The organism is Streptomyces sp. NBC_00258 (genome assembly GCF_036182465.1).
Taxonomy (GTDB): domain Bacteria; phylum Actinomycetota; class Actinomycetes; order Streptomycetales; family Streptomycetaceae; genus Streptomyces.
Genome location: NZ_CP108081.1, coordinates 1,574,832 through 1,596,234, shown reverse-complemented (window position 1 = coordinate 1,596,234; position 21,403 = coordinate 1,574,832). Strand labels below are relative to the sequence as shown.

General features: G+C 69.3%; 21 protein-coding genes. 12 read left to right on the top strand and 9 right to left on the bottom strand.

Annotation, left to right across the window (positions count from 1 at the left end; all coding sequences use genetic code 11):
* Window positions 1–7 precede the first annotated feature (7 nt).
* The 4 genes from OG718_RS07485 (at window position 8) to OG718_RS07470 (ending at window position 4,784) form a co-directional block, all read left to right on the top strand.
* Complete coding sequence (locus OG718_RS07485; RefSeq protein WP_328843679.1) at window positions 8–985, top strand: carbohydrate ABC transporter permease; 978 nt, start codon at window positions 8–10, stop codon at window positions 983–985.
* Complete coding sequence (locus tag OG718_RS07480) at window positions 982–1,851, top strand: carbohydrate ABC transporter permease (RefSeq protein WP_328843678.1); 870 nt, start codon at window positions 982–984, stop codon at window positions 1,849–1,851. The genes OG718_RS07485 and OG718_RS07480 overlap by 4 nt, the downstream gene beginning before the upstream one ends.
* A gap of 135 nt (window positions 1,852–1,986) precedes the next feature.
* The gene (locus OG718_RS07475; RefSeq protein ID WP_328843677.1) at window positions 1,987–3,189 is read left to right on the top strand and encodes a glycoside hydrolase family 1 protein; all 1,203 of its coding nucleotides are present in this window, start codon (window positions 1,987–1,989) and stop codon (window positions 3,187–3,189) included.
* 170 nt (window positions 3,190–3,359) lie between these two features.
* The gene (locus tag OG718_RS07470; protein ID WP_328843676.1) at window positions 3,360–4,784 is read left to right on the top strand and encodes a glucoamylase family protein; all 1,425 of its coding nucleotides are present in this window, start codon (window positions 3,360–3,362) and stop codon (window positions 4,782–4,784) included.
* 51 nt (window positions 4,785–4,835) lie between these two features.
* Here the strand turns inward: OG718_RS07470 and OG718_RS07465 are convergent, their stop codons facing one another.
* Complete coding sequence (locus tag OG718_RS07465) at window positions 4,836–6,038, bottom strand: erythromycin esterase family protein (RefSeq protein ID WP_328843675.1); 1,203 nt, start codon at window positions 6,036–6,038, stop codon at window positions 4,836–4,838.
* A 58-nt stretch (window positions 6,039–6,096) separates the two neighbouring features.
* Between OG718_RS07465 and OG718_RS07460 the strand changes: the two genes are divergently transcribed.
* A complete protein-coding gene (locus tag OG718_RS07460; RefSeq protein WP_328843674.1) occupies window positions 6,097–6,864 on the top strand; it encodes a TioE family transcriptional regulator in 768 nt (255 codons plus the stop codon).
* A 211-nt stretch (window positions 6,865–7,075) separates the two neighbouring features.
* On the opposite strand, the gene OG718_RS07455 is transcribed toward OG718_RS07460, so the two are convergent.
* A complete protein-coding gene (locus OG718_RS07455) occupies window positions 7,076–8,095 on the bottom strand; it encodes an aldo/keto reductase (protein WP_328843673.1) in 1,020 nt (339 codons plus the stop codon).
* Between the two features lie 154 nt (window positions 8,096–8,249).
* Here OG718_RS07455 and OG718_RS07450 point away from each other — a divergent pair, with 154 nt between their 5' ends.
* A complete protein-coding gene (locus tag OG718_RS07450) occupies window positions 8,250–8,840 on the top strand; it encodes a TetR/AcrR family transcriptional regulator (RefSeq protein ID WP_143642749.1) in 591 nt (196 codons plus the stop codon).
* Between the two features lie 158 nt (window positions 8,841–8,998).
* Window positions 8,999–9,814, top strand: a complete 816-nt coding sequence (locus OG718_RS07445; protein ID WP_143642620.1) for a DUF899 family protein — start codon at window positions 8,999–9,001, stop codon at window positions 9,812–9,814.
* 120 nt (window positions 9,815–9,934) lie between these two features.
* Here the strand turns inward: OG718_RS07445 and OG718_RS07440 are convergent, their stop codons facing one another.
* The gene (locus tag OG718_RS07440) at window positions 9,935–10,222 is read right to left on the bottom strand and encodes a hypothetical protein (protein WP_143642621.1); all 288 of its coding nucleotides are present in this window, start codon (window positions 10,220–10,222) and stop codon (window positions 9,935–9,937) included.
* A gap of 267 nt (window positions 10,223–10,489) precedes the next feature.
* Here OG718_RS07440 and OG718_RS07435 point away from each other — a divergent pair, with 267 nt between their 5' ends.
* Both OG718_RS07435 and OG718_RS07430 read left to right on the top strand, forming a co-directional pair.
* On the top strand, window positions 10,490–11,473 hold the full coding sequence (locus tag OG718_RS07435; protein ID WP_186001417.1) for a helix-turn-helix domain-containing protein: 984 nt from the start codon (window positions 10,490–10,492) through the stop codon (window positions 11,471–11,473).
* Window positions 11,474–11,649: 176 nt separating this feature from the next.
* Window positions 11,650–12,099: a DoxX family protein gene (locus OG718_RS07430; RefSeq protein WP_143642622.1), complete on the top strand. Its 450-nt coding sequence runs from the start codon at window positions 11,650–11,652 to the stop codon at window positions 12,097–12,099.
* Window positions 12,100–12,191: 92 nt separating this feature from the next.
* On the opposite strand, the gene OG718_RS07425 is transcribed toward OG718_RS07430, so the two are convergent.
* From OG718_RS07425 to OG718_RS07415, 3 genes are read right to left on the bottom strand one after another with little or no spacing between them, the layout of a single operon-like run.
* A complete protein-coding gene (locus OG718_RS07425) occupies window positions 12,192–12,851 on the bottom strand; it encodes a response regulator (RefSeq protein ID WP_143642623.1) in 660 nt (219 codons plus the stop codon).
* On the bottom strand, window positions 12,848–13,996 hold the full coding sequence (locus tag OG718_RS07420; RefSeq protein WP_328843672.1) for a sensor histidine kinase: 1,149 nt from the start codon (window positions 13,994–13,996) through the stop codon (window positions 12,848–12,850). The genes OG718_RS07425 and OG718_RS07420 overlap by 4 nt, the downstream gene beginning before the upstream one ends.
* Entirely contained in the window at window positions 13,993–14,829 is an 837-nt protein-coding gene (locus tag OG718_RS07415) for a CPBP family intramembrane glutamic endopeptidase (RefSeq protein WP_328843671.1), read from the bottom strand. The genes OG718_RS07420 and OG718_RS07415 overlap by 4 nt, the downstream gene beginning before the upstream one ends.
* 183 nt (window positions 14,830–15,012) lie before the next feature.
* Here OG718_RS07415 and OG718_RS07410 point away from each other — a divergent pair, with 183 nt between their 5' ends.
* Window positions 15,013–15,879: an LLM class flavin-dependent oxidoreductase gene (locus OG718_RS07410; RefSeq protein ID WP_328843670.1), complete on the top strand. Its 867-nt coding sequence runs from the start codon at window positions 15,013–15,015 to the stop codon at window positions 15,877–15,879.
* A gap of 13 nt (window positions 15,880–15,892) precedes the next feature.
* Here the strand turns inward: OG718_RS07410 and OG718_RS07405 are convergent, their stop codons facing one another.
* A complete protein-coding gene (locus OG718_RS07405) occupies window positions 15,893–16,717 on the bottom strand; it encodes an SDR family oxidoreductase (RefSeq protein WP_306935748.1) in 825 nt (274 codons plus the stop codon).
* A gap of 457 nt (window positions 16,718–17,174) precedes the next feature.
* Here OG718_RS07405 and OG718_RS07400 point away from each other — a divergent pair, with 457 nt between their 5' ends.
* Window positions 17,175–17,828 carry a DUF1707 SHOCT-like domain-containing protein gene (locus OG718_RS07400; protein WP_328843669.1) on the top strand — a complete coding sequence of 218 codons (654 nt, stop codon included), beginning with the start codon at window positions 17,175–17,177 and terminating at the stop codon, window positions 17,826–17,828.
* Between the two features lie 162 nt (window positions 17,829–17,990).
* Here the strand turns inward: OG718_RS07400 and OG718_RS07395 are convergent, their stop codons facing one another.
* The gene (locus OG718_RS07395) at window positions 17,991–18,953 is read right to left on the bottom strand and encodes a LysR family transcriptional regulator (protein ID WP_328843668.1); all 963 of its coding nucleotides are present in this window, start codon (window positions 18,951–18,953) and stop codon (window positions 17,991–17,993) included.
* Window positions 18,954–19,076: 123 nt separating this feature from the next.
* Here OG718_RS07395 and OG718_RS07390 point away from each other — a divergent pair, with 123 nt between their 5' ends.
* Window positions 19,077–20,324 carry an MFS transporter gene (locus tag OG718_RS07390; RefSeq protein ID WP_328843667.1) on the top strand — a complete coding sequence of 416 codons (1,248 nt, stop codon included), beginning with the start codon at window positions 19,077–19,079 and terminating at the stop codon, window positions 20,322–20,324.
* 231 nt (window positions 20,325–20,555) lie between these two features.
* Here the strand turns inward: OG718_RS07390 and OG718_RS07385 are convergent, their stop codons facing one another.
* Window positions 20,556–20,978, bottom strand: coding sequence for a hypothetical protein (locus OG718_RS07385; protein ID WP_328843666.1), 423 nt, complete (start codon window positions 20,976–20,978; stop codon window positions 20,556–20,558).
* Window positions 20,979–21,403 lie beyond the last annotated feature (425 nt).

Here is a 21,403-nt window from a genome sequence, read left to right as displayed (position 1 = left end):
CCCCCTCATGTCCCTCACCACAGGACCGGCCGTCCCGCAGGCGACCGTCGACAAGAGCCGCGACAGCGGCGGGAAATCCGGTCGCGACCGCCGAGGCCGCCGCTCACTCAGCAAGCACAACCTGACCGGATGGCTGTTCTCCACGCCGTTCCTGGTGCTGTTCGGCGTCTTCATGCTCTTCCCGATCGTCGCCACGCTCCTGATGAGCTTCACCGACTTCGGCGCCCGCAACGTCACCCGCCCGCTGGAGGCGGAGTTCGTCGGCCTGGACAACTACACACAGCTCTTCCAGGACGACAAGTTCCTCACCGCCCTGTTCAACACCGCCTACTTCGTGGTCGTCGGCGTCCCCGCGACCATCGTCCTCGGACTGCTGGCGGCGATCCTGCTGAACAACGGCATCGACCGGGCTCGCACGTTGTTCCGCGTCGGCTTCTACGCACCGGTCGTCACCACCATCGTCGCCGTGGCCGTCGTCTGGCGCTTCGTGCTCGACCCCTCCGACGGGCTGATCGCCTCCCTCGCCTCCGAAGTCGGCCTGACAGCACCGGACTTCCTCGGCTCGGAGACCTGGGCCATGCCCTCCCTGATCACCATGGCCGTGTGGCGCAACCTCGGTACCGTCATGGTGCTGTGCATCGCCGGCCTCCAGGCGATCCCGGCCGACGTCCGCGAGGCGGCCCGCCTCGACGGCGCCGGCGCGTGGCAGGAACTGCGCCGCATCACCGTCCCGCTGCTGCGGCCCACCCTGCTGTACGCCACGGTCATCACCACCATCGGCTACCTCAACGTCTTCGAGGAGCCCTTCGTGATGACGCAGGGCGGACCCTCCGACTCCACGCTGACCGTGTCGCTCGACATGTACCGCGAGGGATTCAACTTCTTCCACATGGGCTACGCCAGCGCCATGGCGTACGTCCTGTTCGTCGTGATCATGGGCATCACGGTGCTCCAGCTCCGACTGCTGAAGGACAACACCCGATGACCGCCGACACTGCCACCAAGGCCCGGACCCGCCGCCGCACCCGACGGGTACGCACCCCGCTGCTCTACACGATCGCCTCGGCCGCGCTGCTGGTGATGGCCGCCCCGTTCCTGTGGATGGCACTGTCCGCGTTCAAGACGAAGCAGGACCTCACGGCGAGCCCGCCCGTGTGGATCCCCTCCCGGTGGACGCTGGACAACTTCACGGCCCTGCTCGACCAACTCGACATGCCGCAGTACTTCCTCAACTCGCTGATCGTGGCCGTCCTGGTGACCGTCAGCAACCTGCTGTTCTGCTCCATGCTCGGCTACGCACTGGCCAAGCTCGACTTCACCGGGCGTTCCAAGGTCTTCGCGATCGTGCTCGCCGCCCTGATGGTCCCCGGCAACCTCATGATCCTGCCGCTGTACGTGCTGATGAACGGCCTCGGCCTGATCGACACGTACGCCGGACTCGTACTGCCTTTCGCGGCCGGCGCGTTCGGGGTGTTCCTGATGCGCCAGTTCATGCTGTCCGTGCCCGACGAACTGCTGGAGGCGGCGCGCCTCGACGGAGCGGGGGAGTGGTACATCTTCTGGCGGATCGTGATCCCACTGGTCAAGCCCGCCCTCGCGACGCTGACGATCTTCACCTTCCTCGGCTCCTGGAACAACTTCATCTGGCCCCTGATCGCCACCAACGACCCGGACAAGTACACCCTGCCGGTGGCGCTGGCGACCTTCGCCAACGATCCCAACCGCACGGTCGGCGGCGGCAACGGAATGCTCATGGCCGGCTCACTGCTTGTCGTCCTGCCGGTCCTGGCCGTCTTCATCGTCCTGCAACGGCACTTCACGCAGGGCATCGCCACCGCGGGCCTGAAGTAGCCCCACCCGGCGCCTCTTCTCTCGGCCTTCCCGCACCCGCTTCTCCCGGCTTCTCGCACCCGCCGGTCGCCTCGCGGCGACCCCCGGGCCGGTCGCCGTGCCACCACCCCCACACCAGAAGGACAGAAACGGACGATGACGCACTCCACCACCCGCTTCCCCGAGGGCTTCCTGTGGGGCGCCTCCACCGCCGCCCACCAGATCGAGGGCAACAACGTCAACAGCGACTGGTGGCGCAAGGAGCACGACCCCGCGGCCGGGATCGCCGAGCCCAGCCTGGACGCCTGCGACAGTTACCACCGCTGGGAGCAGGACATGGACCTGCTCGCCGAACTGGGCTTCACCGACTACCGGTTCAGCATCGAGTGGGCGCGTATCGAGCCGGTTCGCGGCACCTTCTCCCGCGCCGAGATCGCCCATTACCGCCGTATGGTCGAAGGGGCCCTCGCCCGCGGTCTGCGTCCCATGGTCACCCTGCACCACTTCACCGTCCCGCAGTGGTTCGAGGACCTCGGCGGCTGGACTGTCGACGGCGCGGTCGACCTCTTCGTACGCTACGTCGATCGGTGCGCGCCCGTCATCGCCGACGGCGTACGGCACGTGTGCACCATCAACGAACCGAACATGATCGCCGTCATGGCGGGAGCCGCGAAGGCCGGAGACAAGGGCTTCCCGCCCGCGGGCCTGCCCACGCCCGACGAGGAGACCACACTCGCGGTGATCGCCGCGCACCAGGCGGCCGTCAAGGCCATCCGCGCCCAGCATCCAGATGTCGAGGTCGGCTGGACCATCGCCAACCAGGTCTACCAGGCCCTGCCCGGCGCCGAGCAGGTCACCGCCGACTACCGCCACCCCCGCGAGGACGTCTTCATCGAGGCCGCCCGTGGCGACGACTGGATCGGCGTGCAGTCCTACACCCGCACCAAGATCGCCCCCGAAGGTCCCGTGCCGGCTCCCGACGACGTCGAACGCACCCTCACACAGTGGGAGTACTACCCGACCGCTGTCGGCCACGCCCTGCGCCACACCGCCGAGGTCATCGGCGACGACACACCCCTGATCGTCACCGAGAACGGCATCGCCATCGCGGACGACAGCCGTCGCGTCGACTACTACACCGGCGCCCTCGGCGCGGTCGCCGCCGCCATCGAGGACGGCTTCAATGTCCGGGGCTACCTTGCGTGGAGCGCCCTGGACAACTACGAATGGGGCTCCTTCAAGCCGACCTTCGGACTGATCGCCGTGGACCCCACCACCTTCGAGCGCACCCCGAAGCCGTCCGCCGTCTGGCTCGGCAGCCTGGGCCGCGACCGCGCCCTGCCGCGCACCGCGTCCTGACGCCCCTCAATGACCCGGGAGTCGGCCGGCCCTGACACCGGCCGGCTCCCGTCACCCCTCACGCGTCACGACCCACCCTCCAGCACCACAATCCGGCACCACTGCACCACTGCACCACGGACACGCACCCCTCCGCCTGCCTGCCCACAGCAAACAGGAGCCAGAGCCGCATGAACCGTCGTAGCTTCCTCACCGCCGCCGCAACCACTGCCGCGGCCACCTGCGCCACCTCCCTCACCGCCACCGCAGCCAACGCCGCTCCGGCCGTACGAACCGACGCGGAACGCCGGCTGCTGCGTGACTGGTTCGTCGCGACCCACCACTCCATGGAGGCCATGACGACCGAACTCGGCCTGGCCGCCGACAAGATCGACGTCAGCGGGAGCGGCACACCCGTGCCGTCCGCGCAGACCTCGCCGACCAACATCGGCTGCGGCCTGTGGTCCACCGTCGCGGCCGCCGGACTCGGCGTCATCTCCGCCACCACCATGCGTCGCAGGCTGGCTCGCACGGTCGCCGCAGTGGAACGCCTGGAGCGCGCACACGGCTTCTGGTTCAACTGGTATGACGCGCACGACGGTTCACTGCTGACGACCTGGCCGGAGACCGGCGACCCCGTGCGCCCGTTCCTGTCCAGCGTCGACAACGCGTGGCTGGTGACCGGCCTGCGGATCGCCGCGGACGCCGCCCCCGAGCTGCGCCCCCGCGTTGCCGCCCTCCTTGCCGACGCCGACTGGTCGTACTACTACACCCCCTACGACCCGGCCGACCCGGTCGCCGGCCCCGGACAGCTGCGCGGCGGCTTCTGGCCGGACAAGCCGGGCAAGGGAGAACCCACCGGCCACCACTACGGCGCCCTCAACACCGAACCCCGTATGGCCAGTTACCTCGGCATCGCCGACGGCTCACTGCCCGCCGAGCACTACTGGCACCTGATGCGCACCCTGCTCCCGGGCATGGGCCAGGAACAGGAACCGCAGGGCCAGTACGTCGAGATCGACGGCGTACGCGTCTGGGAGGGCCACTACACCTACCGCGGCCGGAAGCTCGTTCCCACCTGGGGCGGCTCCATGTTCGAGGCGCTGATGGTCCCACTGTTCGTGCCCGAACCGGAGTGGTCCCCACGTTCCTGGGGCACCACGCACCGACGCTATGTCCGCAGCCAGATCGAACACGGCCTGGTCGAGGAGGAGTACGGCTACTGGGGCTTCTCCCCTGCCTCCGTTCCCGCCGGCGGCTATCGCGAATACGGAGTCGACGGGATCGGCATGCAGGAGGAGGGCTACAACTCCCTGGGTGTAGTCACCCCGCACGCCTCCTTCCTCGCCCTGCCCCAGGCCCCGGCCGAGGCCCTCTCCAACCTCCGTGCCCTCGACCGGGCCTTCGGCGCCTACGACGACCGCTACGGCTTCCGCGACTCCGTCGACGTCACCACCGGCCGCGTGAGCGACTTCGTACTCGCCCTCGACCAAGGCATGATCACCGCGGCCATCGCTCAGCACCTGCGCCCCGGCCTGCTCCAGACGCCGTTCCGCACGGCGGGCTTCCACACCCGGGTACGCCCGCTGCTTGGCAAGGAGCGGTTCTCCCTCTAGACGGGAGGGGCATGGCCGGGCTCCCGACGGGCCGGACCGCTCTTGGTGGCGTCAGCTCCGCGGGACGTCCTTGACGAACACGATGCCGTCGCTGTCGGCCAGGTGGGCCGGGTCGAACGAGGCGTAGCCGAACCACGGGGAGACGCGGGGCGCGGGCCGGGTGTCGCCGAGCGCAGTGGTCAGTCGCCGGGCGTCGACGACGTACCGGTCCTCCGGGAGTTCGTACAGGAGGCCTTCGACGGTGTCCGGCGGTGGGGTGTCCACTCCCTGGTGCCGGATCGTGCCGAGGGCCGTGGCCACGAAGGCGTACTCCTCGCCGAGGCGGGCGCTCACCAGCGCACCGGCGCTCCACCACTCCACCGGTCCCTGCCACATCTGCATCGAGCTCTTCTCCCGCTGGAGATGGGAGTTCTGGGCGTGGGCGAGTGCCGGTCCCCGCGCGGTGACGGCGAGGAGGTTGTGAGCCATCATCAGGTCCCGCAGCGCGCACAGCCGCGTCATGCGGGCCGGTGAGGCGTCGGCCATCCAGTGGTGGTAGCGCAGCAGGCCGGTCGCGGTGCGCCCGTACAGGCGCGCCCGGTCCAAGTCGTCCCGCGAGGTCGCCGTGATCAGGTGCGGCGTCTGTGAGTCCAGCAGCGCCACCAGATCGTCGGCGAGCAGTCGCAGCCGACCGGCCTCGGCCGACTGCCCCACGGACCGGGACGGGTCCATCATCGCGGCGGGCTCGGTCCACCGGTCGTCGGTGCCGAGCAGGCGGTCGAGTGTTTCCGCGGTGCAGGGCAGCAGCTCCGCGTCCACCCAGGCCGAGAGACAGCCGTGGAGTGCGGTGAGGGCCTGCCGGGGGCTCGCGGCGCCGGCGATCTCCAGCGGGCCGTCGAAACCGGCGAAGCGGAGCCGCTCGGACGCGGGCCGGGCCTCGTTGTGGGCGCGCATCCAGCGCACCAGCTCGCGGTTGGCCGCGGACGCGCCCCAACCATGGCTGAATCCGTGCTCCATGACCTCGTCGAGAGTGCCCGCGCCCGAGGTGACGTAGTCGTCCACGACCAGGCCCATCATGCAGTCGCTCTCGATCGCGATCGTCCCGTAGCCCTCCTGCTCGACAAGCTGCCGGAAGAGCTCGTTGCGCAGGTCGAGCAGAGTGTCCTCGCCGTGGGTGGGCTCGCCCAGCGCAAGCAGCCGAGGACGGGTCGGAAGCAGCCTCATGACGGCGGCAGCCTCGAAGGCATGGACGGCGTCCTTGATGTCAGTAGCCATGCCTTCAACGGTATCGTTGAACCTTCGGTTGAAACTTTCCCGCGATATCGGCAGGCGCATGGGACGTAACCTTCAAAACGGCGAACGGCTCAGGCCGGTTGATCTGGCGCGCGGGCACGGTCTGTCCACGCAGGCGATCAGGAACTACGAGGAGGCCGGCATCCTTCCGGCCGCCGATCGCACACCCCACGGCTACCGCACATACACCTCGCTGCACGCGGGGGCCCTGCGCGCGTTTCTCGCCCTGGTGCCCGGCCACGGCCACCGGACGGCGACGTCGATCATGCGGGCCGTGAACCAGGGCGCGGTCGACGAGGCGTTCCGTCTCATCGACGAGAGCCACGCCCAACTCCTCGACGACCGGCGGACTCTCCAGGCCGTGGAGAGCGCCCTCCGCGACCTGGAGCCCACCACGGCGTCCGAGTGCCATGCGGTTCCCGGTCCCGGTGGGGCTACCGGGACCGATGCGAGTTCCGGTCCCGTCGACAGGTTCATCGGGCCACTGGCAGGAGAGCTCGGGATCCGGCCCGCGACGCTGCGCAAATGGGAGCGCGCCGGGCTGGTGCGCCCGCGCCGCGACCCGCTGACCGGATACCGCGTCTACGACGAGTCCGACGTACGGGATGTTCGGCTGGCCCACCAACTCAGACGGGGCGGCTACCTGCTGGAGCAGATCGCTCCGCTGATCGCCCAGGTTCGGTCGGCCGGCGGACTGGAGCCGCTGGAGGCCGCACTGTCCGACTGGCGCGGCCGGGTCTCGGCCCGCGGGCGGGCGATGCTGACCGGGGCCGCCGAGTTGGAGGCGTACCTCCGCGTGTGCGGATGAGATTCCGGACGCCGGCCGAGGAGAGCGAGAGTCACCAACGGTTCCGTCTCGGCCTCCGGTCCGCCGATGACGGCCTGGTCCCGGGCCGAGCCCCACTCCACATCGACCGCAGCCGGATCACTCAAGGGCTGCAGGCCACCGGGCAGATCGGGGAGCCGGAACGAGTACCGGCTGGGATGTGGTCGTGGCCGCGGCGTGACCGGCCCGGCGGTCAGCGGCGTCGCAGCGCCGGGTCGAGCAGGGCGGGCGGAGTGTCGTGCTTCTCGTGCGCCGCCAGGTCGGTACCGGGGGCGACGATCGCGTCGATCGCGTCGAGTACGTCGGCGGGGAGCACGGTGTCGGCCGCGGCTAGCTGCGAGTGCAGGTGGTCCAGCGTGCGGGGACCGATGAGCGCGCTGGTCACGGCGGGGTGCGCGGTCACGAATCCGAGCGCGAGCTGGATCATGGTCAGACCGGCCTCGTCGGCGACCCCGGCCAGCTGCTCGACGGCATCGAGCCTGGCCCGGTTGGAGGGGATGGCGGTGTCGAAGCGCTGCGGCATGAACGTCGAGCGGCTGGTGGTGATGTCCCGGCCCTCGCGGATGGCACCCGACAGCCAGCCCGAGGCCAGCGGGCTCCACACCAGTACACCGAGCCCGTACTCCTCGGTCACGGGCAGGACGTGCGTCTCGATCCCGCGCTGCAGGATCGAGTAGCTGGGCTGTTCCGTGACGTAGCGGCTCAGGCGGTGCTCTCGGGCGGCCCACTGTGCCTGCACGACGCGGTACGCCGGGAAGGTCGAGGAGCCGAAGTAGCGGATCTTCCCCGCGCGTTGGAGGTCGGTCAACGCGGACAGCGTCTCCTCGTCGCTGGTGGTCGGGTCCCATCGGTGGATCTGGTAGAGATCGACGTGGTCGACACCGAGGCGGCGCAGGCTGTTGTCCAGCTCGGTGACGAGCCAGCGGCGCGAACTGCCCTGGTGGTTGCGCTCGTCACCCATCGGCATGGTCGCCTTCGTGGCCAGCACGATGTCGTCGCGGCGGCCGGCGATGGCCTTGCCGACCATCTCCTCCGACTCTCCGGCGCTGTACATGTCGGCGGTGTCGATGAGGTTGATCCCGCCCTCCAGGGCGGCGTCGACGATGGCCGTGGCCTCGTCCTGCGTGGTGCGGCCGATGGCGCCGAAGTTCATCGCGCCGAGCGCGAGGGAACTGACCTGCACACCGGTGCGGCCCAAGGTGCGGTACTGCATGACCGTGTTCCTCCATTGAGAGTGAAGCGTGGTGTCGGTGCATGGCTTGGTGCTGGGGCCCCTGCTCTGGCATCATGAGCAAACGGAACCTTGTTCCGGAACAATACGGAACGCTGTTCCGTTTGGCAAGCTCGACAGCGAAGGGAGCGGCGTGGTGAACGACAGCGACGAGGGCGCGGGGCGCGCGGCCCAGTCCAAGCGGAAGGACGCCCGGCGCAACAAGGAGACTCTGCTCGACGCGGCCGCGGCGGTCTTCGTCACGTCCGGCGTGGAAGCGCCGGTACGTGACATCGCGGCCAAGGCCGGCGTCGGGCTGGGCACGATCTACCGCCACTTCCCGACCCGGGCGGATCTCGTCATCGCCGTGTACCGCCACCAGGTCGACGCCTGCGCCGAGGCCGGCCCGGCCCTGCTGGAATCCAGCCCGACACCTCATGCCGCCCTCGGACAGTGGGTCGACCTCTTCGTCGACTTCCTGGTCACCAAGCACGGACTCGCGGCCGCGCTGCAGACGGACAACACCGGCTTCGAAACGCTGCACGCCTACTTCCTCGACAGCCTCCTCCCGGTGTGCACCCAGCTCCTCGACGCGGCCGCGGCCTCCGGTGAGATCCGCTCCGACCTCAGCGCCTACGAGTTCATGCGCGGCGTCGGGAACCTCTGCATCGGCGCCGACAGCGATACCCGCTACGACGCACGTCGACTGGTCGAGCTCCTCGTCGCGGGCCTACGCCAACCGCGTTGACCATGGCACCCGTGGGTGACGGGACCCTCGGAAGGGCGTCCTCGTCGCAGAGCCCGCAAGAAGCTGTGCGATGAGTTTCGGCGGGGTCGCGAGTCTCTTCTGGTGGGCGTCGTGGACGTCGTACGACGCTGCCCGGCACGAGACACCACGGAGGACACATGACGACCCCGCCCGGCAACGCGAGCAGCGACCTCCCCGGCAGGCCGCCAGTCGTCGACCTGGCCACCTGGCAGACCGTCCGCGAGGAACTGCTGGTCCGCGAGAAGGCGCACACCCGTGAGGGCGACGCGATCGCCGCTGCCCGGCGTCGGCTGCCGATGGCCGAGCTCGACGGGACGGTCGAGGTCGTCGGACCGGACGGCGCGGTCCCGTTCCTGGAGCTGTTCCAGGGGCGCGACGAACTCGTCGTCTACCAGCACATGTGGTACGACGGCGCGCCGCACCAGGGGCAGTGCGAGGGCTGCACCACAACGGCCTGGCACGTGAAGGACGCCGTCTACCTCAACGCCAGGGGCGTCTCGTTCGCAGTCCTGACCTCGGGCTCGTGGGACGAGGTGGCTCCATACGTCGAGTTCATGGGCTACACCCAGCCCTGGTACTCGGTGCGGGGCGTGGAGGCGCCGGTCGGCGGGGAAATGGGGCACATCGTCTGCTTCCTGCGCGACGGCGACCGCGTGTTCCTCACGTACTCCACGACGGGCCGTGGCAACGAGCCGGTCAACGGGTCCCTCGGCCTGCTGGACATGACGCCCTACGGCCGTGGCGAGGCGTGGGAGGACAACCCCGAGGGCCGATCCGTGATCGGCGATGTCCGTGAGGGCCACCCGCCCGTGGGCCAACAGGCCTGCTGGTACTGGCGCTCGGACGCCGACGGCATCGCCACCTGGGGCGCGACCAGCCGGCCCGTGCCGCAGTGGACCCGCCCCGGCGCGGCCCCCGTGGAGACCCTGGGCCGCCAAGGCCACCACCACTGACGCGCTCTGTGGCCGATGGTGGTGCCGGTACGGGTCAGTCGGCAGCCGATGGCCGCGGTGATCCGGAGGCAATTGCCCTGGGGCGACGACAGAACCGAATGCGGTCGCCGACCGGCCGTGTCACTGGAGGGAGTCGCTTCGAGCCGACTCCTGCCGCTGCTCGTGCTGCTCGTTCCAGAGGCCGGCGAGTTCGCCGAGTGCGCTGTTGCAGCGGCCGAGTTCCCAGAACAGGTAGACGCCGGCTCCGGCGAAGGGGATCCACTCACCCCACTTGAAGATGAGAACCGGCATATACAGGAGGCCGGCCAGGACGAAGAACTTGACGAAGATCTCCGCCGTGTACGTCTGCTTGCGGCCGACGACGACATGCCCTCCGCGGCCGTGGATCCACTGCAGTCGCGATCTCATGACTACTCCCTCGGGCTCTGGACGGACATCATGCCGTCTGCCGCTCCGTGACGGCTAGAGCGGGATCGGGGCAGGTCGGACCTCGATGCCGGCGACGACGACCAGAGTGCGCGGGGCGGTGACCAGGACATGAAGCGAACTTGCACGCTCGATGAACGGCACCGTCCACGCCTCCCTTCCGGCCCGACTCGATGCTCCCGGACCAGGCTGCCCCTAGGCTCGCCTCAGGCGGCGTCGGAGCAATGAAGGGAGGCAGGTCGACCGGAGATGAACAGCACTGCAGCGGAAGCGGACGGGCTGCGCGGAACGTTCCTACTGGACACCACCGTTCCCGGTACCGCACCGCGAGGATTCGACTCGTTCCGGCGCGGGTGGGAGGCGCAGCTCGGCGATGGTTTGCCACTGGCGACCTACAGCCCGGACACGATCGCCGACTTCCGGGTCAAGTTGCGTGTCACCAGGGTGCTGGACGCGGTGATCGGCGATCTCTACGCGGTGTCGGCCACCCGGACCGGTGACCCCCCGGGAGGGGATCAGGATCTGGTGGAGATGCATGTACTGCGGCACGGTGCATGGACGGTGAGCGGCCTGCCCGATCGCGGCAACGCCACCGTTCCGGCCGGGCAGTTCCTCCTGCGGCACTTCGTGCGGCAGTTGCCCTTCGCGAGGGAACCGCACACCAGGGAGCTGGGTCTGATCCTGCCGTCCGCGACGCTCGGCCCCCTGCTCGGAAACCGGACCCTCACCGGTCCGGAGGACTCCGCCGAGATGCGCCTGCTCGTGGCCCACACGAACATGATCCAGAAGACGGTCACCGGCCTCGGCCCGGCCGGTGTGCACGCGGCCCACCTTGTCCTGATCGAGTTGACCAAGGCAGTGGTGAAGGGTCGGTTCGACGACGTGGAGCCCCAGTTGGCACCCGCGCTCGTCCAGGCGGCGAGGGACCTGGCCGACAGCCGACTCGCCGATTCCGAGCTGTCTCCGACGATGCTGGCGCGTCAGCTCAACGTCTCGTTACGTACCCTCCAACGGGCGTTCGCCACGACGGACGAGTCGATGACCGCCTACATCCGCAGGCGGCGGCTGGAAGAGGCCCGGCTGGCACTCACCGCGCCGCACAGTCGGCTGAGCGTCTCCAAACTCGCCGCCCACTGGCAGTTCGCCGACAGCAGCCACTTCATCCGTGCTTTCAAGAAGCACTACGGCCAGACCCCCACCGAATACGCCCGCTCGACCGGGTCGGCCGACTGAAGCGGAACCCGTGCCGGAAACAAGCCACAACGGTATACATGTTCATCAGCAGTGCCTTCGTCGGAGTCCGTTTGAACCCGGAGTGCTCCGGACACGTACGGTCAGCTGAGGGCTTCTACCTGCATCCTGTGGTTCCTGGCCCCCTGATTCCGTAGTGACACTTTCTAGGAGTACCGATGACCACTCCGCGCCTCGGTGACTGGCTGACGACGCGCCAGCCGTTCGTGCTGGGCCTGTTCCGCATGGTCCTTGGCCTGTTGTTCGCCTCCGAGGGCGCTGCCACGGTCTTCGGGGTGCTGGACCGGAAGGCCAGCCCGACGGGCGACTGGCCCTTCTGGTATGCCGGGGTGATCGAGCTGGTGTGCGGCGTTCTTGTTCTCCTCGGGGTCGCGACCCGCAGCGCGGCGTTCATCAGCTCGGGCATCATGGCGTTCGCGTACTTCACGGAGCACCAGCAGGACGGCCTCTTCCCCTTGCAGAACGGGGGACTTGCACCGGTGCTCTTCTGCTGGGGATTCCTGCTCATCGTGTTCTCCGGGCCCGGGGCCTTCTCCCTCGCGGGCCTGGTCGGCCGCGGGAGCGGCGCGCGTCCCGTCGCCGGCCCGCTGACCGAACAGGCCCGATGACCGTTCGTCCTCTCCCTGCAAGGCTGCTCAAGCGACCGGCCTGAGGTCTTCTTCGCCTCCGCAGGCAGGGGCCTCGTCGCCCGAGTGCCGCGTCAGGTCACCAGGCCTTGGCGGTAGGCGTAGACGACTGCCTGGACGCGGTCGCGAAGGTTGAGTTTGGCGAGGATGCGGGAGACGAAGGTCTTGACGGTCTCCGGGCTGATCACGAGGGTCGCGGCGATCTCGCTGTTCGAAAGGCCGTTCGCGATGAGGCGAAGGACCTCCAGTTCGCGAGGGGTCAGCGGGATGTCGTGCGGGGCACCCTCGGCGGGCCGGATGCGGGCGGCGTACCTGCCCACGAGCCGACGCGTCACCTCGGGGTCCAGTAGCGCCGCGCCCGTGCCCACGGTCCTGATCCCGTGGAGCAGTTGGGCCGGCGGCGCGTCCTTGAGCAGGAACCCGCTCGCCCCCGCGCGCAGCGCCTCGTAGACGTACTCGTCGAGGTTGAACGTGGTCACCACGAGCACCTTGACGGGATGCGGTACCCCGGCGCCGGCCAGCAGGCGGGTGGCCTCGATGCCGTCCAGTACCGGCATGCGTACGTCCATCACCACGACGTCCGGGTGTACTTGGGCGGCGAGGTCGACCGCTGCCTGCCCGTCTCCGCACTCGCCGGCCACCTCCATGTCGGGCTGCGCGTCGATGATCGTCACCAGCCCGGTGCGGATCAGCACCTGGTCGTCGCAGACCAGGACCCGGATCGGTGCGGTCACGACGGGCTCCCCGCAGGTATACGCGCCCGTACGACGAAGCCACCGGCAGTCTGCCTGCCCGCGGTGAAGTCGCCGCCCAGGACGTCGACCCGTTCGCGGAGACCGGCGAGGCCCCGCCCGCTCCCGCCGGGGGACCCGGCCCGCGAGCCGGAACCGTCCGTACTGACCTCCACGGTGATCTCCCTTTCGGCATGGCGCACCTGGACCGAAGTGCGGCTGCCGTGAGCGTATTTGAGGGCGTTGGTCAGGGCCTCCTGCACGACCCGGTAGGCCACGAGTTCGGCACTGCCGGTCGACTCCGCCGGTGTGCCCTCCTCGGTGAACTCCACCGGCTGGCCTGCCCTGCGCGTCTGCTCCACGAGTGTGAGCAGTCTGCCGACGGACGGCGTTCTGGCCTCGGTGCCGTGGTCCGGGTTGAGCAGGTCGAGCAGGTGCCGCAGGTCGGTGATGGCCCGCCGGCCGGTGTCGGTGACGGCGGTCAGGGTCTGGTCGAGGCGATCGGGTGAGGCGGTGAGATAGCGGGCTGCCTCGGCCTGCACGACCATCGCCGTCACATGATGGGTCACGACGTCGTGCAACTCGCTCGCGATGCGGGTGCGTTCGGCGGTGCGGGTGTCCTCGGCGATACGGCTGCGGCGTTCGGCATCCGCGACCCGGGTGGAGCGCAGCCACGCCCCGAAACCCCAGGCGAGGACCATCGCCAGGTAGAACGTCACGAATCCGCTCAGCGGTTCGCCCGAGTCGAGCCGGTAGAGCGCGACCGCCAGCGGCACGTAGGCCACCGAGAAGACGATCGCGGCCGTACGCCGGTGCCGTTCCAGATGGGCCCCCACGCTCAGCAGCGCGATCGGCAGCGCGGTGCCCGCGAACGAGTGGTAGCCGCGGATCTGGTCGATGGCGAAGCCGACCGACACCAGGGCGAGACAGAGGGCCGGCCACCTCCGGCGCACGGCGAGCGGGAGGCATTCAAGGGCGATCGCCACGAGGGCCAGCGCGTCGAGCGGGCGGTGCGGCAGGTCGCCGATCTGCGTCCCGTAGAACCCCGGCAGGAACGACGCGGCGATGCACAGGAACCCGATCGGGAGATCCCGGACGGTGACGTCGGCCCCGCTCCACCACTCCGGGGGCCGCCGAAGACTGATCATCGGGGGAGTGTAGCGGTGGTGTCGATCCGCTCGGCGCGCCGACGGCGGGGCACCACATGACCGCGCCGGTGGGCAAGCCACATGAACGCGATCGTCGCCAGTACGCAGAACAGCACCGAGTACACGCTTCCCTCCGGGCCGAAGTCGCCACCGGTGAGCAGCTTCGGGCCCGACATCGCGGAGTCCAGCAGTCCCTGAGAGGTGTCGTTGCCCGAGACCTCGGTGCTGAAGATGCCGGACGCGGCGAAGTTCCAGCCGAAGTGCAGGCCGATCGGTACCCACAGCCTGCGGGTGGCGACGTACGCGGCGGTGAGCATGCCGCCGGCCTCGATGGCGATGGCGGTGGCGCCCCACAGGCTCGCGTGCGGGTTGAACAGGTGCGACAGGCCGAACAGCGCACCGGTCAGCACCAGCGCGATCCATGTGCCGATGTGCTCCTCGGCGATGCGGAACAGGACGCCGCGGAACAGGAGTTCCTCCGTCACCGCCGCGGCGGCCATGAAGCCGAACAGCCCTGCCGCGCCCGACACCGAGCCCAGGCCGTCGACCTCGTAGTGCCCGGAGGTGAAGAGGTTCACCATCACGGCCCCGAACAGCGCGGCGCCGATCAGTGTTCCGCGGCCTGTCGCGGCCGGGGCCCCCTCCAGGGCCACCTCCGTGGACGGGCGGCGCTCGGTCCGCCGTACCACCCACCCGTAGACGAGCACCGCGAGCACGGCCGTCGGGACGCCGACGGCCAGTTGGAGCCACGGGTGGTCCTCCAACGCGGCAAGGGCCTGACCGCCGATGAAAGCGACCGCCGCGACGGCCACGAGTTGCCAGACCAGTCTCATGAGAACTCCTACGTCAGAGCCGCGACCGGAGTGCCGCGGGCTGTGTAGAAAGCTATGGATCCGGCGACCCGGAATCGTCACCGCTCGGTGGACACCTGCGCGTAGCTCTCTCGGGGGACAGGGAATGCCGGCCCGCCAGAATTTTCGGTTGCCGGTCGCGGTGCCGTGCAGCACGATGCGGGGATGCGCTTCTCGGTGAACATTCCGAACTTCGGTGACTTCGCCGATCCCAGGACCGTGGCGAAGGCGGCCGTGGCGGCGGAACAGGCAGGGTGGGACGGGCTGTTCGTCTGGGATCACGTGCTGCACCGCAAGCACGGGGACAGACCCTTCGGGGACCCCTGGATGCTGCTGACCGCCGCCGCGCTGGCGACGTCCCGGATCAGACTGGGCACGCTGGTCACCCCCGTCGCCCGGCGGCGCCCGCAGCAACTCGCCCGCCAGGTCGCCACCTTGGACGCCGTGAGCGGCGGCCGCGTCACCTTCGCCGCGGGGCTGGGCGGGCCCGTCGAGGACGAGTACGCGAGCTTCGGCGACACCACCGACCCGAAGGTACTGGCCGAGCGGCTCGACGAGGGCCTTGACCTGCTCCAGCGCTACTGGTCGGGCAAGCCGGTGAACCACGACGGACGGCACTACCAGGTACGGGACGTGACCTTGCTGCCCGCCACGGTGCAACGCCCTCGGCCGCCGGTCTGGGTCGCCGGATTCTGGCCGAACCGCCCGCCCATGCGCCGGGCCGCCCGCTGGGACGGCGTGGTCCCGCTGTTCACCGAGGCCAGGCACGGCCACGTACCGCCCGTCGATCAGGTCCGCGACCTGGTCGCCTACGTTCGCAAGCAGCGCGAAGACCGGTCCGGCACCCCGTTCGAGATCGTCCTCGGTGGCGCCACACCGGGTGACGACGCGGCCAGGACCCGCGATCTGATCGGCCCGCTGGCCGAGGCCGGGGCCACCTGGTGGGACGAACGGCAGATCCAGACCGGCGATGCACTGGACCGGCTCGAACCGGTGCTGCGCCGCATCGAGCAGGGCCCGCCGGTCCTGTAGCGCCGCCGTGCGTCTACTGGACGTGGAGGAACTCTCTCGCTCCACGCAGCCGGGTGCGTACGCGTTCCTGGGTGGCGCTGCTGTCGAGGCGGACGTCGAGGGCGCCGGGCATGAGGGCGTCGGCTCGGCGCCCGGCAGGCAGCCGGGCCGCGTCCAGTCCGTCGCGTCGTGCGATGAGTACGCCGAGTTCGTGGCGGCTGAGGGCGTCCGCTCCGGCGAGGTGGAACATCCCGGCCCGGTCCGACAACGCGAGTTCCAGCAGGGCGGAGGCCAGGTCTTCCACATGGACCGGGCAGCGGATGTCGTCGGTGAACAGGGCGCCGTCGCGTGTGCCGGCGGCCAGCGCGTGGACCAGGTGCTCGTGCACGGATCCGCCGTGTCCGATGATCAACGAGGTACGGGCGACCGCGGCGGCCGGCGCCAGGATCCGCACAGCGGTCTCGGCGGTGGCCTTGGCCGCGCCGTACGGGGTGACCGGGTCGGGCAGGCAGGTCTCGTCGTAGTGAATCCGGGAACCGGAGAACACGGCGTCGCTCGAGACGTGGACCAGGCGGCAACCGCGTCGCGTCGCAGCCATCGCCACCCTGATCGAGCCCTCTGCGGTGACCGCCCAGTCGCTTCCTCCGCTCGTTGCGTCGATGACGGCACTGGGGGCCACAGCGGCCAGTAGCTCCTCGACATGCCCGGGGGAGCGAAGATCGAGCCGGTACCACGAGGCTCCGGCGGTTCCGCCGGGGCGGGAACAGTACGTCGCGGCCGTCTCCCGGCCCGCAGCCGTCGCCCGGCGCACCAGTTCCGTCCCGAGAAACCCGCTGCCACCGATGATCAGGACCTTCATGGCGCACCACGGTAACCGGGCTCGGACCGGCCCGACCCCAAAAGGATCAGGCCCCGGAGCAGGGAAGGCGGCTTTGAGACTGAACGACTTCCCCCGGAGACCGCGCGCGCCGGGGACGAGTGTGGCACCGTGGACCCCAGGCCCGGCCCGTCACTTCCCCCCGTAGTGGCGGGTCGGGTCTCTCGCACGCCGGGCGATCGCGTTCTCGACGCCGAACACCGTCTCGTTGCCGTGGGCAAGGACTTCCGACGACGATGGTGTCGCCCTTGTCGTCGATCTTGCACACCGGTGATCCGGAGTCACCGGGCCCGGGGCCGGACATGCCGTGAATCGACGTCGGCCATGGCCTCTCCGCGATGGGGCCAAGCAGGGATCCCTATCGCGATAGAGCGTTAGTCTTCTACCCGCGCCGCTGCCTGCGTCGCGCGGAGTCGTTCGACAGGAGCAGGACGGAAGCATGTCGGGAGAGATTTCACCCACCGGGAAGAGCTCCGGCTCGTCGCCCGAGCTGCGAGCCTCTCATGCGGACCGGGACCGGGTTGTGGATGTGCTGCGTATCGCGGCGGGGGACGGCCTGCTGACCGCGGACGAGTTGGACGAGCGCCTGGAAGCCGCCCTGTCGGCGCGGACCCTGAGCGAACTGGCCACGCTCACCGCTGACTTGCCGCCCGTGTCGGCCACGGCCGGCACGACTGTGGCAGGGGTCAAGGACGTAGTCCGGATCGAACAGGTCCACAGCGGCGCGATCGAGCGCGCGGGACGCTGGGTGGTACCGCGGAGGCTGGAACTCGCGGTGACGTACTGCGAGGTGACACTCGACTTCACTGACGCAGTGATCACGCACGACACCTTGCGGATCGACGTGGGTATGACGGGGAAGACCCTGACGCTGGTCACGAGGCCGGGCATCGTGGTCGATACCGATGGTCTGCAGCTGGTGCACAGCAGGGTCAAGTACCGTCGGACTCCGACGAATCCCGATACGCCGGTCACTCTGCGAGTGGAACTGGTCGGTCAGAAGGCCTTCGGCCGCGTGGTGGTGCGGCCCTCGCGCCGGACGTTCGGGCAGTGGCTGCTGCGCAGGCCCCCGTCCACTTCTGCAGGCGACTGACTCGGTCGTAGCGAACTGTCGGCGGGGCGGTCGCTGAGGTCCCCTGGACGGGGCGACGCCCAGGGACTGCGGGTGTGGCGGCCGCTGTCGAAATGAGCCTGGTGTGCTCGACTGCTTGGTCCGATCCGGCTTTGACAGCGGGCGAGCCCGCGGGACCCGGCGTCAGGGGTGCTCGACGGGTCCGTCGCTGCGGCGTGGTGTCGTCGCCCAGGATGGGAGCCAGGCCGTCTCGGGGAGCGGCGCCAGGCTTCCGAAGTGGTTGATGATCGCCCGGAGTCCTGGGTGTGGATTCTCCCGGGGGAGAATGAGCGAGAGCGGGTAGGCGAGCGTCGGATTCACGATCGCGATGCGGCGCAGGTCGTGGTTGGTCGGCCAGATGTACCGGTCGCGCGATCCCACGAGGGTGGCCACGTCTGCGGAGTCCGCGAGGATGTCGAGGAGCACCTCGTTGCCGAAGTTCGGCCCCGCGGCGTCGATGCGGAGGTCGAAGTCGGTGGCGAGCTGGTCGTAGAACTCCGCCCATTCGCTTCGCGGTGCGATACCCGGCACCCAGATCCGGTGCCGGCGCAGCTGGGTCGGTGTCAGTGTCCGTGCGGAGGCGAGCGGGTGCCTCGGGCCGACGAGGAGTTCCAGCGGGGAGTCGAAGGCGTGGATCATCTGCACGTCGCGCGGCAGCGTGGCCGCGTCGGTGACCGAGCGGAACGAGGCGTCGATATCGCCCGCTTGGACGGCGGCGACTGCCATGCGCGGGTCGTTGACCCTGAGCGTCACCACGTCGAGGTCGGTTTCGGGATGCGACCGCCAGTAGTCGTGCAGAACGACGGCCTGCGCGGATCGCAGGCCGAGAACATCGATCCGAAGAGCCCGCGAGCCCGGTCTGATCGCGGTGACGGCGCGGTCGACACCCGTGACGATGCTCCGGGCGTGCGGGAGGAAGGCCTGACCGTCGAGTGTCAGCTCGACCCCTCGGGCCGTGCGGGTGAACAACCTGACGTCGAGCTCGCGCTCAAGGGCTGCGATCCGCTTCGACACGGCCTGTTGCGTTACGCCGAGCTCGTCGGCCGCGTGTTGCAGCTGACCGAGCTCGGCCGCGCGGACGAACGACCGCACCGCCTCGGTATCCATTGATCGAGCATAGACGTGCCCAACTGATGGTTGTGGCTCGCCCGGGAGCCGGTTGTTTGATCCCGCGGCGGTGCGCCCGGTGTGATTCAGCGACCCGAACATCGGTTGTCGCGAGGGAGTCGCATGCGCGTGCAGTTGGGGCACGGTTTCGGTTGGCTGTGGTCGGCCTACGCCGTCAGTACATACGGTACGTGGCTTGCCTTCGGCGCCTTCCCGCTGATCGCGGTTCGAGTGCTGCACTCGTCGGCGTTCGCCGTGGCGGTGCTGGAGGCGGCCGGGCTTGCCGTCGCGGCGATCGTCGCGTTCTCGCTCGGGCCGTGGGTCGAGCACCGGGCCAAGCGGCCGGTGATGATCGCGATGGACCTGATCCGGTTCGTCGCGGTGGCGAGCGTCCCGATCGCGTACGTCCTCGGCTTGCTCTCATACGGGCAACTGCTGGTTGTCTCGGTCATCGCCGGGACCGCGAGCATCGCCTTCTCCGCCGCATCCGGCGCGTATCTGAAGTATCTCGTCCGCGGCGACCAACTCCTCGTGGCGAACGGGAGATTCGAGGGCACGAGCTGGGCGGCGACCGCGGCGGGCCCGCCCCTCGGCGGTGCGCTCACAGGGTTGCTCGGCCCGGTCGTCACTGTCATGGCCGACGCCCTCAGCTACCTGCTGTCCGCGCTCTGTGTCCTCCGCATCCGCGGAGGCGATGTCGCTTCGCCCCGCGACCGCGCCACCAGGTTGCGCGGAGCCGACCTTCTCGGCGGCTGGCGGTTCATCCTCCGCGATCGCGCACTGAGGCGCCTGTTCCTCAACTCGATCCTGGTCAGTGGCCTCATCATGGCCACCGCCCCGCTTCTGTCCGTCCTCCTGCTGGGCCAGTACCACTTCCCGGCCTGGCAATACGGTCTTGCCTTCGGCATCCCGGCACTCGGCGGCTTCGCGGGTGCCCGCCTCTCCGCGCGCCTCGTGACCCGCTACGGCCGATACCAGGTCATGATCGTCTCTGGCTGGCTGCGATCCCTTTTCCCGCTCGGTCTCGCGTTCGTCCAGCCCGGCATCCCCGGGCTCCTCACCGTGATCATCGTCGAGGGCCTGCTGATCACCTGCATGGGCATCTTCAATCCGGTCTACGCGACAGAACGCCTGCAACGGACTCCCGCGGATCACACCGCCCAAGTCCTCAGTACATGGAGTGCCACCAGCAAACTCCTGCAAGCTGCCCTGATGGTGACCTGGGGCATTCTCGCCACACTCACCAGCCCACTCGCCGCGATCACCATGTCCGGCGTTCTCCTGCTCGCCACCCCGCTCTTGCTGCCAAAACAGAGGCATTTGTCCGCTGCTGAGCCCGCAGCGTCGACCCAAGACGCCCGGGTCGCATGACTCACCGGCCTGCCCCGCTCACCGCGGAATCGTGCGGTGCCCGGGGCCGAGACCCCTGTCGCACGGGCGAGTTCGCCGATGGTGGCGCCGACTGCGACGACCGAACGGTGAAGGTTCGGCCGCCGCGTCATCTGCCGACTTGGTGAACGCGCCCACCGCGCTGCACGGCCGCCGCCGGATCACGTACCTGGAACATCCGAGGGCGCGGAGAGGCGTGCTACTCCTTCCCGGTCAGCAGTTCCGGATCGACCAGACCGGCTCCCAGTCCACGTCGGGTGCGTCGGTGCTGACCGGGAAGGTCTGGATCACGTTGCCGTTCTCACCGTAGATCGTCGCCTGGGCGTTGTCGGTCTGGCTGTTCATGACCTCGCCCGTGCCGTGCCAGTTCGACAGGTAGTAGCGGTTGCAGTCGTACAGGAAGAAGACCCGCCACTGGTTGACCGTGGGGTCCCAGACGCCGGCGCAGAAGTTCCCCGTGTCACAGGTGACGGAGTCGCCGGGCGGCACGAGCTGCGAGGGGGCGGCCGGTGAGATCGTCGGGGAGACGGCGGACGTGGCTGAGGACGCCGCCTGGGCCGAGCCGGAGGCGAAGACGGAGGCCAGCACCAGGGTCATGGTGCCGACCACACCGAGAAGGGATCTCTGGGTACCCATGGGTTCGATTGCTCCTCTGGGTGTCGAGGGTGGGTGTGAGGACGGGTGGATGCCGGTCGTGGCGACCGACAGTCGACCGACGGGAGCACGTGCGGAGGGGCCCTCTGCGAGGTCGGGCTGTCCCGGACCGACAGAGGTGGTGCCCATCGCAACCTAGAGGGCCGCCCGCCCCAACGGTCCCTGACAGATGTCAGGAACCCGCGCCGAGTTCAGGACAACGGAGCAACGCGGCCAGACAGTTTCGTCTGGATCATTGCGAGCGGAGTCGCTTGGTGCCGCAGGTGGCTGCGCTGTCAGTACCGCGGTCTACGTTGCGGCCATGTTCAACCTGCCCGATGGTCTGCCTACCGGCCGGTTCCTGACTCGTGATCCCGTACCCGTTAGGCATGACGGCCGGGCTGCCTCCCCGGTTGGGTCGGATGTGC

What these genes read in the sequence shown, in the direction of transcription:
- OG718_RS07485 (WP_328843679.1), top strand. Translation starts at nt 8, where the DNA reads ATGTCCCTCACCACAGGACCGGCCGTCCCGCAGGCGACCGTCGACAAG.
- OG718_RS07480 (WP_328843678.1), top strand. Translation starts at nt 982, where the DNA reads ATGACCGCCGACACTGCCACCAAGGCCCGGACCCGCCGCCGCACCCGA.
- OG718_RS07475 (WP_328843677.1), top strand. Translation starts at nt 1,987, where the DNA reads ATGACGCACTCCACCACCCGCTTCCCCGAGGGCTTCCTGTGGGGCGCC.
- OG718_RS07470 (WP_328843676.1), top strand. Translation starts at nt 3,360, where the DNA reads ATGAACCGTCGTAGCTTCCTCACCGCCGCCGCAACCACTGCCGCGGCC.
- OG718_RS07465 (WP_328843675.1), bottom strand. Translation starts at nt 6,038, where the DNA reads ATGGCTACTGACATCAAGGACGCCGTCCATGCCTTCGAGGCTGCCGCC.
- OG718_RS07460 (WP_328843674.1), top strand. Translation starts at nt 6,097, where the DNA reads ATGGGACGTAACCTTCAAAACGGCGAACGGCTCAGGCCGGTTGATCTG.
- OG718_RS07455 (WP_328843673.1), bottom strand. Translation starts at nt 8,095, where the DNA reads ATGCAGTACCGCACCTTGGGCCGCACCGGTGTGCAGGTCAGTTCCCTC.
- OG718_RS07445 (WP_143642620.1), top strand. Translation starts at nt 8,999, where the DNA reads ATGACGACCCCGCCCGGCAACGCGAGCAGCGACCTCCCCGGCAGGCCG.
- OG718_RS07440 (WP_143642621.1), bottom strand. Translation starts at nt 10,222, where the DNA reads ATGAGATCGCGACTGCAGTGGATCCACGGCCGCGGAGGGCATGTCGTC.
- OG718_RS07435 (WP_186001417.1), top strand. Translation starts at nt 10,490, where the DNA reads ATGAACAGCACTGCAGCGGAAGCGGACGGGCTGCGCGGAACGTTCCTA.
- OG718_RS07430 (WP_143642622.1), top strand. Translation starts at nt 11,650, where the DNA reads ATGACCACTCCGCGCCTCGGTGACTGGCTGACGACGCGCCAGCCGTTC.
- OG718_RS07420 (WP_328843672.1), bottom strand. Translation starts at nt 13,996, where the DNA reads ATGATCAGTCTTCGGCGGCCCCCGGAGTGGTGGAGCGGGGCCGACGTC.
- OG718_RS07415 (WP_328843671.1), bottom strand. Translation starts at nt 14,829, where the DNA reads ATGAGACTGGTCTGGCAACTCGTGGCCGTCGCGGCGGTCGCTTTCATC.
- OG718_RS07410 (WP_328843670.1), top strand. Translation starts at nt 15,013, where the DNA reads ATGCGCTTCTCGGTGAACATTCCGAACTTCGGTGACTTCGCCGATCCC.
- OG718_RS07405 (WP_306935748.1), bottom strand. Translation starts at nt 16,717, where the DNA reads ATGAAGGTCCTGATCATCGGTGGCAGCGGGTTTCTCGGGACGGAACTG.
- OG718_RS07400 (WP_328843669.1), top strand. Translation starts at nt 17,175, where the DNA reads ATGTCGGGAGAGATTTCACCCACCGGGAAGAGCTCCGGCTCGTCGCCC.
- OG718_RS07395 (WP_328843668.1), bottom strand. Translation starts at nt 18,953, where the DNA reads ATGGATACCGAGGCGGTGCGGTCGTTCGTCCGCGCGGCCGAGCTCGGT.
- OG718_RS07390 (WP_328843667.1), top strand. Translation starts at nt 19,077, where the DNA reads ATGCGCGTGCAGTTGGGGCACGGTTTCGGTTGGCTGTGGTCGGCCTAC.
- OG718_RS07385 (WP_328843666.1), bottom strand. Translation starts at nt 20,978, where the DNA reads ATGGGTACCCAGAGATCCCTTCTCGGTGTGGTCGGCACCATGACCCTG.